The 15339-nt window shown below is 37.6% G+C and carries 12 protein-coding genes and 1 tRNA gene; 5 read left to right on the top strand and 8 right to left on the bottom strand.

Features of this window, described 5'->3' with window-relative positions:
- Positions 1 to 62: 62 nt before the first annotated feature.
- Positions 63 to 1334, top strand: coding sequence for a replication-associated recombination protein A (locus CSEC_RS09325; RefSeq protein ID WP_041018204.1), 1272 nt, complete (start codon positions 63 to 65; stop codon positions 1332 to 1334).
- Here CSEC_RS09325 and pepN read toward each other — a convergent pair.
- On the bottom strand, positions 1331 to 3982 hold the full coding sequence (gene pepN / locus CSEC_RS09330) for an aminopeptidase N (protein ID WP_041018205.1): 2652 nt from the start codon (positions 3980 to 3982) through the stop codon (positions 1331 to 1333). The genes CSEC_RS09325 and pepN overlap by 4 nt on opposite strands.
- 314 nt (positions 3983 to 4296) lie before the next feature.
- The gene (locus CSEC_RS09335) at positions 4297 to 5154 is read right to left on the bottom strand and encodes a class II glutamine amidotransferase (protein WP_041018206.1); all 858 of its coding nucleotides are present in this window, start codon (positions 5152 to 5154) and stop codon (positions 4297 to 4299) included.
- Positions 5155 to 5314: 160 nt separating this feature from the next.
- Here CSEC_RS09335 and CSEC_RS09340 point away from each other — a divergent pair, with 160 nt between their 5' ends.
- Positions 5315 to 5563, top strand: coding sequence for a hypothetical protein (locus CSEC_RS09340; protein ID WP_041018207.1), 249 nt, complete (start codon positions 5315 to 5317; stop codon positions 5561 to 5563).
- A gap of 295 nt (positions 5564 to 5858) precedes the next feature.
- Positions 5859 to 6710 carry a formyltetrahydrofolate deformylase gene (gene purU / locus CSEC_RS09345; RefSeq protein ID WP_041018208.1) on the top strand — a complete coding sequence of 284 codons (852 nt, stop codon included), beginning with the start codon at positions 5859 to 5861 and terminating at the stop codon, positions 6708 to 6710.
- Position 6711: 1 nt separating this feature from the next.
- Here the strand turns inward: purU and CSEC_RS09350 are convergent, their stop codons facing one another.
- Both CSEC_RS09350 and CSEC_RS09355 read right to left on the bottom strand, forming a co-directional pair.
- Positions 6712 to 7557 (bottom strand): efflux RND transporter periplasmic adaptor subunit, encoded by an 846-nt coding sequence (locus CSEC_RS09350; protein WP_041018209.1) that lies wholly within the window; start codon positions 7555 to 7557, stop codon positions 6712 to 6714.
- A 12-nt stretch (positions 7558 to 7569) separates the two neighbouring features.
- On the bottom strand, positions 7570 to 8961 hold the full coding sequence (locus CSEC_RS09355) for a TolC family protein (RefSeq protein WP_041018210.1): 1392 nt from the start codon (positions 8959 to 8961) through the stop codon (positions 7570 to 7572).
- A gap of 275 nt (positions 8962 to 9236) precedes the next feature.
- Here CSEC_RS09355 and CSEC_RS09360 point away from each other — a divergent pair, with 275 nt between their 5' ends.
- Positions 9237 to 10385 carry a fatty acid desaturase gene (locus CSEC_RS09360; protein WP_053331972.1) on the top strand — a complete coding sequence of 383 codons (1149 nt, stop codon included), beginning with the start codon at positions 9237 to 9239 and terminating at the stop codon, positions 10383 to 10385.
- On the opposite strand, the gene CSEC_RS09365 is transcribed toward CSEC_RS09360, so the two are convergent.
- From CSEC_RS09365 to CSEC_RS09380, 4 genes are all read right to left on the bottom strand, one after another.
- Positions 10357 to 11049 carry a transaldolase family protein gene (locus CSEC_RS09365; protein WP_041018211.1) on the bottom strand — a complete coding sequence of 231 codons (693 nt, stop codon included), beginning with the start codon at positions 11047 to 11049 and terminating at the stop codon, positions 10357 to 10359. The genes CSEC_RS09360 and CSEC_RS09365 overlap by 29 nt on opposite strands.
- Positions 11050 to 11076: 27 nt before the next feature.
- On the bottom strand, positions 11077 to 13269 hold the full coding sequence (locus tag CSEC_RS09370) for a type II toxin-antitoxin system HicA family toxin (RefSeq protein WP_041018212.1): 2193 nt from the start codon (positions 13267 to 13269) through the stop codon (positions 11077 to 11079).
- 172 nt (positions 13270 to 13441) lie between these two features.
- Complete coding sequence (gene otsB / locus CSEC_RS09375) at positions 13442 to 14233, bottom strand: trehalose-phosphatase (RefSeq protein ID WP_053331973.1); 792 nt, start codon at positions 14231 to 14233, stop codon at positions 13442 to 13444.
- Between the two features lie 29 nt (positions 14234 to 14262).
- Positions 14263 to 14916: a LysE/ArgO family amino acid transporter gene (locus tag CSEC_RS09380; protein ID WP_053331974.1), complete on the bottom strand. Its 654-nt coding sequence runs from the start codon at positions 14914 to 14916 to the stop codon at positions 14263 to 14265.
- A gap of 266 nt (positions 14917 to 15182) precedes the next feature.
- Here CSEC_RS09380 and CSEC_RS09385 point away from each other — a divergent pair.
- Positions 15183 to 15266 (top strand) — tRNA-Leu (locus CSEC_RS09385).
- Positions 15267 to 15339: the final 73 nt, after the last annotated feature.

Consider the following 15339-nt stretch of genomic DNA (forward strand, 5'->3'; position numbering starts at 1 on the left):
ATAATATTATCTAAAATCGCTCTATAATAACAAAAAATAAAGCGATTTTAGGGAAATTTTTTATGTACATTCCATTAGCAGAACGGATGCGTCCAAAAAAACTTGCAGAGGTCGTCGGGCAAGAACATTTATTAGAAGAGGGCGGCATCATTAAAAGTTCCATGGAGAAAAAACGCCCTTTTTCACTTCTTCTTTGGGGGCCGCCTGGGTCCGGAAAAACAACCCTTGCCAAGCTTTATGCATCCTATTTTGACGCCAAATTAATTTCTATAAGCGCTGTCACAAGCGGGGTTGCCGATTTAAAAAAGATCATCAGTGAAATAGAAGGAAGTCCCCTGCTTCACAGGATGACTTTTATTTTTTTAGACGAGATTCATAGGTGGAATAAGTCCCAGCAAGATTTACTTTTGCCCTATATAGAAAAGGGTACTTTTTTACTTATCGGAGCTACCACTGAAAACCCTTCTTTCTCTTTAAATGATGCGCTTCTATCAAGGCTTCGAGTTTTAAAGTTGAATTTTCTTTCAGAAGCCGACTTAAAAAAACTGTTAGGGAGATATGAAAAGGAAATCGGGACGCTTCCTCTTACTGATGAAGGGCGCGACTTCCTTATTCAGAATGCGAATGGTGATGGACGCTATCTTTACAACATGATTGAAGCGGTTCAAGACGTAAATCAAAAAGAGCTTTTTTCCATTGAGGAGTTGGAAAAACTCCTTTCTCGAAGAGCTCCCCTTTTTGATCGGGCAGGAGACGGCCACTATGATTTAATCTCAGCTCTTCATAAATCTGTTAGAGGCTCCGACCCTGACGCCTCACTTTACTGGTTTTGCCGTATGCTAGAAGGGGGTGAACAGCCCCTTTTTATAGCGAGACGAATGATTCGGATGGCTTCTGAAGATATTGGGCTTGCCGATCCTGACGCTCTTAAAATAGCGATGGCTGCAAAAGACGCCTATGAGATGCTCGGCACGCCGGAGGGAGAACTCGCTCTTGCTGAATGCGTGCTTTATTTGGCCCTCGCTCCAAAAAGCAATGCTATTTATACAGCTTATAATGAAGCAAGAGCTATAGCAAGAGAAACCAATCATTTTCCTCCGCCCAAAATTATTTTAAATGCGCCGACTAAATTGATGAAAAAAGAAGGCTATGGGAAAGGCTATCAATACGATCACGATACTCCGAAAAAATTTTCCGGACAAAACTACTTTCCCGATGACTTGGAAAGGCTAAAATTTTATCGGCCTAACGAACTTGGCTTTGAGCGGGAAATGAGTAAAAGGCTTCGCTATTTCGAAGCCCTAAGAAAAGATCTCAATCCAAACGACGATTAGCTTTTTGGGGCTGAATTCAAGCATTTTGAAACAAGCTCATACACATTAGGCGAAAGGTTATCATCGGATATAATCCTTTCCATTTCTTTTTGCATCATCGCTTTTCTTAAAGGGTCTACTTTCGAGTAAAGTTTAAACCCTTGAACAAGCCCTGAAGAGACGTGTGGGTTAAATTTATCAATTTTCAAAATCTGATCGGCAATTAAACGGTAGCCAGAACCGCTTTTATGATGGAATTGAGGCAAATTTTGAATAAAAGTGCCTAAAAGCGCTCTAACATTATTAGGGATTTTGTCATCGTAGGCCGGATGATTAAGCAAAGATTCCACAAGCCCTTGCGTATCTTTTAGTGTGGATTGGCTTTGGGCCATAAACCATTTGCAAAGAACAAGCCCGTTGCCTTTCCATTGATTGTAAAAAGAATCTAAGACTTCTTTTCTTTCAGGGCAAAAACTATTTTGGAGCAGCGTTAAAGCCGAGAATTGATCGGTCATGTTATTAGCTGTCCTAAATTGCTCATAGCAAAGTCTGATGGCATCAGGTTTTCTTGAAGCCATGAGATAGCCTAAAAGAGTGCTCTTTAATTTTCTTAAGCCCATGGATTCTGTATCGATGACATACTCTTTTTTTCGAGCTAACGCTTTATACATTTTAAGCATCGGTTCAAAAAACCACAAGCCAAGGCTCTCTTTTAGAAGCTCCCTTGCGATATGATTCGCTTCAAAATCAATGATTTCCTGAGCATCTGCCATTTCTGATTCTGTTGGAAGCGTCAGTAAGCATGCTTTATAGCCCGATTCAAGGTTCTCTTCAGTTAAAATAGAGTTAAAGGCTTCATATAATTCAAGATCCGGAAGAGGTTTTCTGCCATCTTTTAAATCCTTGACCATTTCAAATAAGATTCTTTTATAAAGCTCTTGACTTGCATCCCATCTTGTAAAAGAATCCTCATCGTACTCCATGATATGAAGCAAGTCTTCTTTTTCGTAAGGGGCTGTGATCTTAATCGGCGCAGAAAAACCTCTGTTTAATGAAGGGACAGCCGTTTTTGGAATGTTTTTAAAAGCAAATCTTTCTCTTTTTTTAGAAACTGTCAAAATGTAGGTTGTTCCGACCTCTCTTGCATTTGCAATTTTAGCTCTTAAAGGTTTTCCCGATATGTCGATAAAGCCTACCGCTAAGGGAAAAAGAAAAGGTTCTTTCTCTTTTGACGAAGAGCTTGCTATTTGATCGATTTCAAGAATAAATTCTTCCTCGTTGTCATCATAATCAAAACGCAAACTAATTTCGGGCGTCCCTGCTTGGGTATACCATTTTGAAAAAGCCTTTAGATCGGCAGCCCCGATTTTATCGAAGGATTTAACGAAATCCTCTGTAGTGATAGCCTTCCCGTCATAATCTAAAAAATACTTCTCCATCCCTTTTTTAAAGTCTTCCTTACCAAGAAGACTCTCTATCATTCTTACAACTTCAGCCCCTTTATAATAAATGGTTGTGGTGTAAAAATTATCGATTTGGATGTAGGATGCAGGTTTAATAGGATGTGAAGTTGGACCTGCATCTTCAGGGAACTGATTCTTTCTTAAATAAAAAACATCTTCAATTCTTGCAATGCCTCTATAATGCATATCAGCTGTAAATTCCTGATCTCGATATACGGTGAGCCCCTCTTTAAGAGTAAGCTGAAACCAATCCCTAAGGGTAATTCTATTTCCTGTCCAATTGTGGAAATATTCGTGAGCTACAACTTTTTCAACCCTCATAAAATTATCATCGGTTGCCGTCTCGGGATCAACCAATATGGCATTGGAATTGAAAATATTGAGTCCTTTATTTTCCATAGCTCCGAAATTAAAAGCTGAAACTGCCACAATCATAAATAGATCGAGATCATATTCCCGGCCAAACTTCTCCTCATCCCAACGCATGGCCTTCTTTAGGGAATTCATCGCATGCTGGCATTTATCTTCGGAACCTTTATCACAATAAATTCTAAGCTCAATGGTGCGGTTCGATTGGGTCTTAAAAGTACTTTTGATCAGCCCTAAATTGCCTGCTACTAAAGCATATAGATAGCAAGGTTTTAAAAAGGGATCTTCCCAAACCGCATAATGCTTGCCGTTTGGCAAGTCAGATTCCTCAATCAAATTGCCGTTGGATAACAAAATGGGGTATTTATCCTTTGAGGCAATGATTTTTGTCGTAAATTTTGTCATGACATCCGGGCGATCGGGAAAGAAAGTGATTCTTCTAAAACCTTCCGCTTCATTTTGTGTGCATAGAATGCCGCCGGTTTCATAGAGTCCGGATAAACGTGTATTCTTGCTAGGCTTTAGACCCGTTTTAATCTCCAAATTAAGGACTTCCGGCGGCTCAAAGATTGTAAGTCCCTCTTTTTCAATTTTATAAGTGCCCTTTGGAAGTACGGTTCCATTATTTTTAATGGAAAAAAGCTCGATATCTTCACCGTTTAAAAAAAGAGGATGGCCGTCTTGTTCTTTTTGGGAACGCCTTAAAGATAGCTGAGAGGTAGCGGTTGTGTTTTCCGGATCCAGATCAAAGGTTAGAAAAATGGAATCAACGGTATAAGGGGCCGGTTTATAGTCTTTAAGATAAGTTTCTTTCGGCGTTGAATTTTTAACTGGCATGACTTTTTTCCTTTAGAAGCTTCTCCATATATTCTAAAGATTTAAGTTCTTTCTTAATAGGGGTTATCTTGGAAAAGATGAAAAAACTTGCTGAAGCTTTTGAAAAAATGTTAAGAAATAGTTGCAAATAACTATTATAGGAAAGCCAGGTGAGACCTTCTTTTAAAAAATTTCTTTTTATATTCTGGAGCCTATTTTTATTAGCTCTTGTTTACCTTTATTTTTTCGAACCTGAACTTTTTTACAAAATGTTCAGAACGTATAGCGGGCCTGACACACCCTTTATCAATAATCCTTAACCCCCAAACCCTAAGTTAAAAAATAATTGGGAATAGGTCCATTTTATTATCACTATTTACAGTTAAAAAATGATTCTCAGGTAGGCTTGTCCAATCCTCTCGATATTCGGTTAGAGGTTCGGACGAGATGATGATCGCATTTGATTCTTTTTTCAAATCGATCATGCGGCACTCGCCTTCAAGGCACTCAAAACGCTTCCCTGTTGTGTAATAAAGCGACTCCGCTTTGTAACCTGGATCTGAAACATAGCGCGTCACAACAATTTCCTTGCCATTTGTGACGGCAAAATTGCAGGTGGATATTTTATCAATTTCCTCCTCGAAAGACCAATCTCTTATTTTTTTTAAGCAAACGGATAAAGCTTCAACGATTTCTTTTAGAGATGCCTCATCAGGCGCGGTTTTTAAGGAGTTTAAAAATAAAGCGAAAGCATGCTCAGAATCTGTCGTTCCAAGGATGATATTATAGTATTCATCTTTAAGGCTTTCTCTAAGCTTTCGTTTAATTTTTTCAAATTCCGCAATCGTCCCGTTGTGCATAAAAAGCAAGTTTCCATACTGAAAGGGGTGGCAATTCGTTTCGATTAAACCTCCGACACTTGCAGCTCTAACATGAGCAAAAAGACAAGGAGTTTCAATGGTTTCTGCAATCCTTTCCAAATTTCGATTGGCCCAGGCCGGAGTTAAGCTTGTGTATAATCCCGGTTTTGAAGATATTTGCGGAATATACCACCCGATCCCAAAACCATCGCCATTTAAGGGCTCCTCTCGCTCTAACGATTTGATACTCTGCTTAATAAGAGAATGAGAGGGTCTTGTAACAAGATCTGCCATCAAAGCAGGAAGTCCCTTATAAACCATAAATCGACACATGTTATTCCTTAAAGGTTGTATAAATTTTAATTAACAGCTCTATTGCATTTAACAAAATTCAAATTTTGCTATAATGCCTCTAGATGACAGAAAAAAAATTTAATGTTGATTTCAAGCTAGGATGCTAACCTAAATAAGCGTTCTTTAAAGTGAGGTTTCTATGGGTCTTCTCCGTATTTTATTCAATGCTATCCTTTATGCGCTTCTTTTTTATTTTATCTGGTATTTCTTCCCGGATGCATTCCAGACCTTGTCTGAATGGGTCTCCAAACTCGCAAACTGGTTGATCGATATCGGTCATCGATTTGTGGATTGGATCAAAGAGGCCACTCATACTCAAGGGGTTCCTCACGACCGACCCGAAAAACTTTTCCTTCTTCCTTTTATCGGATTAATGAAAAAGGTGTGAAAATTTAAAAATAATGCCCTTCTTACTTTAGGGCATTATTTTTTTGACTCGATACCTTCTCAGGCTCAAACACTTATCTCCTTTTTTTCAAAAAAAAAAATCACTAAATAATTAATAATGAACACTTTAGCTAATGGCTGCCAGAAAGCATCAATAGCTTTTTAATTTTATTAGTTTGTTAGCAGTTTTCTGTCATATCTTAAAAATTAGTGATTTTGAATTGCTTAGCATATAATTTTTAATTAAAATGACTGGTTTTTCAATTAAAATTTAAAAAGACTTCAAGGATAATCCAATGCGATACACCCTATCCCTTTCTTGTGCAGATAGAGTCGGAATTGTAGCTAAAGTGGCCAATTTTTTAGCAGAGCGAGATGGCTTTATTGTTGAGTCTGCTCAATACGGCGATCCCTCGACGAGCCGCTTTTTTATGCGTACTGTTTTTACAACAAAAGACGATCATCCCCTTGATCTTAAAGCATGGAAAGAAGCTTTTAAGGAAACGGCCGGGCTTTTTGAGATGGATTGGAAACTAAAGTCCAATCTTGAAAAGACAAAGATCTTAATTTTAGTTTCTAAAGCAAGCCACTGTCTAAATACCCTTCTCAATCAATACGCCACAGGCACATTAAATGTGGATGTGGCAGCCGTTGGCTCAAACCATCTAGATCTTGAAGACATGTGCAAGTTTTATAAAATTCCCTTTCACTATTTGCCAATTACCCAGGCTACCAAACCACTGCAAGAGAGTAAAATTTTTGAACTCTTTCAATCCTATGATGCGGATCTTCTCGTTTTGGCTCGTTATATGCAAATCCTATCCCCTGAACTTACTCAAAAGCTGCAAGGCAAGGCCATCAATATTCATCACTCGTTCCTTCCAAGCTTTAAAGGGGCTAAACCCTATCATCAGGCCTACGAGAGAGGGGTAAAGCTTATAGGGGCTACGGCTCACTATGTTTCGGATGATTTGGATGAGGGTCCTATTATTGAGCAAGAAGTCTTAAGGGTCGATCATAATGAGACGCCGGAAGAACTTGTAGCCTCAGGAAGAGACATTGAAAGTGTTGTCTTAGCAAGAGCTGTAAAATACCATGTTGAAGACAGGGTATTTTTAGACGGGAGAAAAACTGTCGTCTTTAAATAGGTTATGGAGTTATTTCAACTAAAAAAGGCAAGTTCAAAAGATAGCTTAAAGAGTGTTCGCTGCAAAGTTTATAAGGATTTTCAAATACAATTGAAAAGGTTATTTTGTTTTTGCCAAGCCCTTTAGGTTTAAAGTTGGATTTATTTAAGGTTAAGCGAACCTTATCTTTAAAGGGGGACTCCGAAAAGTCCTGGGACAAGCTAAGCTCTATAGATTCCCTTTTAAAAAGTTCTTTCGCAGCCTCCAGTGGTAGATCAAAGTCGAGTTTTAGGAAATCAAGCGTTGTGATCTCAGCCAATTTATCTTGATTTGAAACTGTTTGTCCTTTTTGAACAAATACCTTTAGGATGAAAATGCCCTCAGTTGCATAAATCTCTGTTCTTTCAAGATCAAGCTTTGCTTTTTGAAATCGGCTCTCCGCTAAAAGCAAACTCGCTTTTTTCTCTTCAATTTGAAGAGACCTTAAAGCTAAACTTTCTCCGAAGTCAGACGTTTTATATTTAGGATCGATATGCTCCCATTCTTTTTCAGCAATTAATTTTTTACCTTCTTCCTGCTTAAGTTCTAAAGCCGCTTTTTTTAGGTTTGCGTAAGCATCATTAAAAGCAATTTTTAAATTCATATCGCAAAATTTAAAGATCAGTTCACCCTCTTGAATTTCTTTGCAAGGGGCATTGTCCGCAATGAAACAAATCTGGCCGCTAATACTCGGGTAAATAGTCTGTATATTATCGGGTTGCACATGCATTTCTTTTTTTAAAAGGACCTCGACCTCTTCTGTAAATAGGGAGTGAGCCTGCAAAAAAAAGATCAAAAAAAAGATTTTTTGTTTAACACTTGCTTTCATTTTCTTCTCTTTTTAAAAACATTTCATTCCAAGCGAGCGATAGAGCTTGCCTCTTGCTATCATCAAATCGGCTTGTTTTTCGACTAATAATCTTTCTAAAGCTTGCAAGCTTTGGATAGCATCAATGACTGTCAAATAATCCACTATTCCAATTGAATAACTCTCTTCCGCCATACTTAAAATCCGGCCTGCTTGTTCTATTTGTTCTTTTATAGTCTCGATCAAAAAGGTTGCTTCCCTTTCCTCTACAAGAGCTTTTTCAACCTCGTTAATCGCTTTTAAAAATTGGGCCCCTAACCTGTTAAGCTTATCTTCTATAATGGCCCTTTGTTTTCTAACCTGAGAACGCCTTCGCCCCCCGTCATAAAGGGGGCCGATCAAGGTGATTGCGGCTTCAACAAGCGCTTCATCGATAACGTTGCTAAGACCGCCAATTGCAATCTCCAGAGATATTGGAACTACAAGTCTCGGATAGCAGTTCAAAATAGCAGCTTTTAGATCAAAACCGGATGCTAAAAAGTCTTCATAGGCGCTTTTAATATCAGGTCTATTGAATAAAAGATCGATTGGGTTCTCAAGATAAGGCTTAGGAGGTAAAAGTAAGGGGAGGGATTTCGATAAAAAATAATTCCTATCCGGATTTTTGCCAAGAAGAACGCTTAAGGCAATATAGCTTTGATCAAGAGAGCTTTCCTGCTCAATTTTTCTTAAATCCAAGCTTTTTAGTTGCAGTTTCTGCAAGTTTACATCAAGCGCTGTCGTCTCGCCAATCATAAACCTAAGCCTTAAAAGATCAAGAAGCCTGCCGCTTATTTTTTCCTGCTCAAAGGATAGGCCCATCAACTCATTATATTTGATTATTTCAACAAAAAGATCAAAGGCTGTGCCTGTTAAAATTAGGGAAGTACTCTCTTGGTCATAATAGGAAAACTGATAACTATGGAAGGCTGATCTTACCAGGGAATCAAGCCTGCCATAAAGATCGTATTCATAAGCAAAGGTCGGATTGATTAATCCCCCAAGTCCAACACCGCTGTCGTCTGTTCCAACAGGATTCCATTCCAGTTCGATTCCGACTCCTAAATTTATTTCAGGTTTTTTATTTGCCCTTGCCATTAAAACTTCGGCATGCGCCGCATAAATTCTTGCCCATGCCGATTTGAGATCCAGGTTATTTTCTAAAACCGTATTCATAAGTTCATCAAGATCTTCTCTTCCAAAAGGAGTCCACCAAGGACCTTCTATTGGAACTTTTGGATCTGCATCGGATTCATAAACAAAAGAATCAGGAATATCGGTTGGAAATTCTCTTTCAAGATTATACTTTACAGGTTGGCAAGCCGTGAGGATGAAAAATCCTATTAAAATTGACAAATAGAGTTGAAAAGAGCAAATCGCAGCCATTTTTTCATAAAGTAAATAATTTAATAAATTAGAGAACTAATGTTAAAAGCGCAAGAGGATCCAAGGAAAAAGTTAAAAAAAGACTTGATTATTAATAAAAATAAAGGCAATATTTTGTACCCAGTGTTGAATATTTTTAGGTAGCCCTTAATTCAAGGGGTTAAACTTAATTTCAAGGATCAAGATTATCTTGATTTTAGATTGGCATCTTTTGCATGATGGTTTTTTAAGATATTTGTTAAACCTCCTGCATTAACCTTACAAAAAGGCATCCCATGAGTTTTAAACATCTTGACATCTCTAGAGGCGTAAACTGGGTTCCTGCTCTTTTCATTGTCATTTATCAATCGATTCTTCTCCTATCGCTTCCCTTTTATTTGTATTATCATCCTCCCGGCATTGGTGTCGTTTTAGCGATGACGGTCTTGCTTTACCTAAGCGGCCTTGCCATAACAGCCGGCTATCATAGATATTTTTCCCATAAAGCTTATAAAACGTACCGCCCTATCGAAATAATTCTTCTTTTCTTCGGATCCATGGCGGTTCAAGGAAGCGCTTTAAGATGGTCTTTCGACCATAGGATCCATCACGCTCACGTGGATACGCCGAATGACCCTTACTCAATTGAAAAAGGATTTTGGTACGCGCATTTTCTTTGGCTTTTTGAAAAACCTAAAGAAATAGAGCCTAAGGTTGTAGGCGATCTTCTCCAAAACCCCTTAGTGATGTTCCAACATAAGTTCCAGATCCCTTTAATGATCGTGACAAACGCCATTGCTTTCTTCGCAGTCGGCTGGCTTTTTGAAGATTATTTAGGAGCCTTTGTGATATCGCTTTGGTTAAGAATGTTTTGTCTTCATCACTTTACCTGGTTCATTAACTCCCTTGCCCACACTTGGGGAGACAAACCTTTTTCTCAAGAGCAATCTGCCGTTAATAACTATGTCATTTCTTTGCTGACCTTTGGGGAAGGGTACCATAACTATCATCACACATTTGCAAATGACTATAGAAATGGCATTCGATGGTATCATTTTGACCCGACAAAATGGCTTATTTATGGCCTAAGCTTAGTTGGCCTTACTTATAATTTAAGACGAATTGACAAAGCTTCTATCCAAAAAAGAATGGTAAATGAAAGAAAATCCCTGCTTCTTGAACAACTCAAAAAATGTTGGTACGTCAAAAGAGAAGACCTTGAAAAAGCAGTACTTGAAACATCGGAAAAAGTTCTTTCTAAGCTTGGAGAAGTGCAGAATCTAAAAAACCTCTACAAGAAAGCCAAGAAAGAAAAAGAATCAAGAGAATACCTTATTTCATTAAAAAGGGAATTAAAGTCTTTGAAAAAAGGTTTACAAGCGGATTGGAAAAATTGGAAAAAACTGGCTAAAACTATTATGCGGATGCAAGCCCTTCCCGCATAGGGCTTTCTCCCCTCTCAAAGAGGAAGTTCTTGGACTCTTGCCAATCCGATTGAAATTTTTGCAAAGCCAAGCTAACAGAGTCCGGGGTAGTCAGAAGCTGTTGAAAAACTGTCTTTGGAAGAGTGGCCGATTCAATACCAAATTCAGTGCCCTTATAAAGATGATCAAGCGATCTAATGCCGGCTGCCATAATGCGTGTTTTAAAACCATAATTCTTTTTCATCTTTACCATGAATTCAAGAAGCTGCGAAGGGTCTTTTCCCTCATCCGAGAACCTGCCGAGATAAGCTGCGACGCAAGGGACACCCGCTTGAAATGCTAGAAAAGCTTGCCTAAATGAGATAACAGCTGTCGCTAAAAAATCAAGGTTCTTCTCTTGCAGCTCCTTCATTGCCATTATCCCTTCCGGCAAAACAGGAATTTTGGGTAAAATCCGACTAGAGATTTTATTTAAAAAAAGAGCTTGCTCAATCATTTCTACTTTAGTGTCCCCTAGAACCTGAATCGCAACAGGCCCTTTCTGAATGGACAAAAGCTCATCAATGATTTGCATCGGATTTTCTGAGGCCAAAAGCGTGGGATTCGTTGTCACTCCTTTTAGAATCCCCATCTGATCAATTTTTTTTATAAGATCAATTTCAACACCGTCGAGCCAAAGTTCCATAATCCCTCCAAAAAAGTGCGCCCAAGCTTAATTATTCGATACCCCCATTTTAATGCTATTTTTCACATTTTGAACAGTCTTTATGGGTAATCCATCTCTTTTATTATTAATAGGCACTGTTACCCTTCCAAGGTCACTTCTACCTGGCAAAACAAATTGCGCATGACCGCCAATGCTTTTTTTTCGCTCCCAACCGGCTTTTATTAGCTCTTTGAGAAGTTCTTTGGAAGAGACATTTCTAAAGTTTTCTCTGTTTTCAGACCTTTTTTTGGACCTTGGCTCTTTTATCCCGCCTTTAGCTTGCCAATCCGATTGAAATAACTCTATTTTTTTTGCAATAAGTGTCTTTTCTATCGCCTCTTTGGATTCTCCACCGCTTTCTTCCTCTTCAAAAAAAGGCTTTTCTATAGGAAGAGAACGCTCCCCTTCCAACTTTTTTTCATCAATCGGCTCGTTAACCGGCAAGGAATTCTGTGTTAAGGAAACTTGAGAAGACGTTTTCTTCTCAATTTTTTTAGCTTTGGAATCCGGATTTTTTTGCTGTTTTCTCTGCTGTGTTTTTTTCTTAAAAGCAGGTTTCGATTTACCTTTCTTTTTAACGGGTTTTTCTTGAGCTCTCTTCTCTTCTATCAAGTAGAGCATTTTTCTTCTAAGATAGGTTACTGAAGCCGCAAGCGACGATAAGCTTTCAAAGAATTCTTCCATCGTTTTAAGTTGATATAAAAAAATATCTAGCGTTAACCTTGCCCCTTTATCTTCTCGAATTTGAATTTCCTCTAGGATCTTTCTAAAAATTTGAACTCTTGTAAAAGACATGTTTTCAATAAAGACTTCCATTTCTTCAATCAAATGCAGCGACCCAAAATAAAGATAGAGGACATCCTCGTTTTTTAATTTTTTATAACTCCTAAGAGCCATTTCAATCGCATGAAGATCCTCTCTTTCATCTCCTAGGGCTTCCTGCTTTAGTTTTTCCAAAATGAGACTTATTGTTAAAAAAAAATTTTCCTTGGCTTTAACTTCTACGCACCCTTTTGTCTCTCTTACTAGAACCTCTAATGCCATGACGAGAGCATGATTCATGGATTCAATCCCGCTTAAGGTAAATGAATAAATATTAGGTTTTGCCACTTCAATTTGATGCTTCATTTTTTCAAATCGTGTCAGATTATTCAGGCTGGATAACACCTCTGATTTCTGCTGGTCTTCTCTTTCTTTTTCCGACGCTTCTTCGCACAAGGCAAGAGTATGTGCGGTATTGTTATAAATCAAAGTTTGTAAAAGTTTTATATCTTTAGGTTGAATTGTTTTTTTTAAATAATGATCAACATACTTGATTGCCGAGGAAATGCCTAGAATAGCCTCGTCTTCTCCCGGAAATACTTCTTTTATGGCTATCTTTAAATGAACTAAAAAAGATTTAGCGCAATTAAGCCAATCTGTAACCGTTCTTTTAGGTTCAGGCTCTAGAGAGTCATCCAAATTAGCAGGGGCGCTAAGAAGAATCTTCATCACACTATCAGATTTTTTTTTGATGAGCCCCGAAAGGAAGGTAAATTGATCCATTATTCTTAAAACTTGTGCTTCTAGCTCTTTCCCCTTGTTTGAAAGAAAAAATTTTTCAACATAAGGGTCTTTTTCAATCAAGGCATCTTTTAATTTAACAATGGTTTCATCAAAAATATGAACTAAGGTAATAAAAAAATCTTCCTTAGTTAAGAAAAAAAGAGAATGGGTATTGCCACTTATTCTATAATCAATGCCCGTTAAAAAAAAATGAATAATGGCAACTTTACCCCTTAATTGCTTCAGTTCATGGGTTAATTTAATTTCTTTCAAAGGAAGGTTTTTATAAATTTTTGGAAGCTGACTTTGAATTTCGATTAAAATAAAATCTGAGATAGAAATCTTTATTGATTTCATCCAACCGGGAGCAAGTGAAAAAAGCCTAGACTTAATTAAGCTAAGAGCATGCTCGCACTCATCCCTTCTTGCTTTGCAGCATCTTTCAAGTTTTAAAGCGACGTTTGCTTGATGTGCAACCTTTTTATTGATAGCATCTTTGCTCTCAGGCTTTAGAGACAATGGTTTTGTTGAAGATCCAGAAGCTGCTCTATTATCCGGTCTAATTGAAATAGAACTACTCGTTTGAAAGTTCTCTTCTTTTGCAATATACAAATCGGTATTAGAAAAGAGGCCCTCTTTTGGTAAAGCCTGCATAAAAGCTCCTATCTAGATGAGCTAAAAAAGACTTTTTTGAAATTCCATTTGATTGTTAAAATGGCACTTTTTACATCTTTTTTGCTAATTTTTAATCATATGCTCTCATATGTTTTCAAAATTATCAAAAAATTTACGCAAAAAAAGCTCATTTTTTCCCTCAAAGCGATTTCTATAGAAAGTCTAGTGAAGCGATAAAGCTATAGACCTCTTCTACATCATTTAAAAAATAGCCCGCATTTGTTTTTCGTAAAGGGTTCATCACACAAACAGTAACCGCTTTTCCATCTAATGTTTTAAAAGCATTTTCATCTGTTGCATCATCCCCAAAATAAAAAACAAGCGGTTCTATCTTTTTTTTAGAATCTTCTCTTTCCAAAATCCAAAGAACAGCAGATCCTTTATGCCAATCTACGTTGGGCTTTACCTCAACTACGCGTTTTCCATGCTGCAAGCTAAGATATTTTGTTTTAGATAGGGAGTTAAAAACTAGTTCTAAAGCCTTTTTTTCCACCTCAACATCCGCAAGCCTATAGTGAACGGCAAAACAAAAATGCTTGTTCTCGATAAATATTCCGGGAAGCGGGGATATTTTTTTTTGAAGTACTGAAGTTACTTCCATATACTCTTCTTGAGCCAATCTTGGGATTGGAATTTGAAAAAGCTCACCTTCAGGAGTTTCAATTTCAAGGCCATGGCTCCCAACATAATAGATGCCTTCAACCCCGACCCTCTCTTTCAAGTCTATCAAATTTCGTCCGCTTACTATCGCAATTGGCATTTTCATTTTAATGTCAGACAGTATCTTTTTCCGATGCTCGCTTAAAAACGCAAGATCAGGTGTCGCAACAATAGGTGTAAGAGTGCCATCAAAATCAAAAAAAAGGAAAGGGGCATTCATTTTAGCAAGAGCCATTAGCTCTTCTTTATGATCATTTAAAAAGGCAGTTTTTTCGTAAACCATAATTTTTAATCAAAAGCTTTATTCTTGAACTACATAAAGAAAGGCACTTCTTGCTGAGACAATTTATAGGCAATATAAAACACAAAACAGGCGACCACAATATCAAGAACGCGAGATGCTTTATGGCTTTTAAAAAGAGGCCTTAAAAATTTAGCTCCATAGCCAAGAGAAAAAAACCAGACAATCGATGCTACTGTTGCGCCTATAAGAAATGAAAACTTTTGGGAGTAATCCTGGATCGCCGCAGCATAGCCCCCAATAACGATAGTCGTCTCTAAAATTCCTTGCGGATTTAAAAGACTGAAGCCAAGAGCTGTTAAAATCGATCTTTGCAAGCTTGCAACCCCTTCTTCGCCCTCTAAGGATTCTGCCGTAACTTTTCCTTTCCAAGCTCGATACAAGCAGTGAAATCCATAGTAGACAAGAAAAAAAGAAGCGAGATACATGACCCATCGCTTTACGTTAGGATAACCATCCAAAGCCATCCCAATTCCGGTTCCGCCTATCCAAATTAAAAAAACATCTGATAGCGAACAGACTAAAGCTGTTGCAAACACGTGTCTTCCAAGCAAGCCCTGTCTTAAAACGTATAAGTTTTGAACCCCTATAGGAAAGATTAAATTAATAGCGAGAATAAAGCCCTTAATAAAAGTGCTAAAATCAACTTCCAGATCTTCAATCATACCATATCGTTTCCAAAAGGTTAGTAATACTCAATTCCTAGAAATTAGGATAGAGGCATTTTACTTCGAATAGAAAAAATTAAACTAACTATTTTTTTACCTACTATAATAGCTTAACTTTCCAAAAAAATAAAAAACCTATTTTAGTGATATTTATAATTTTTTTTTAAAAATCAGTATATCAAAAATAGTTTACCTATCACGACAACATTTTATTTACCAAAAGCTTAACTTAAGGTATATTTCTTTCAGTTTCTCAATCACTTGCGGCCATGGCGGAACTGGTAGACGCGCTAGATTCAGGTTCTAGTCGGGGCAACCCGGTGGATGTTCGAGTCATCTTGGCCGCACTTTTTTCTCAAGCTTTTATTTTCAAAAACAAAGTTCTTACCTTTAATTTTTTTTGCCAATTGGGTAAACATT

The organism is Criblamydia sequanensis CRIB-18, assembly GCF_000750955.1.
GTDB lineage: Bacteria > Chlamydiota > Chlamydiia > Chlamydiales > Criblamydiaceae > Criblamydia > Criblamydia sequanensis.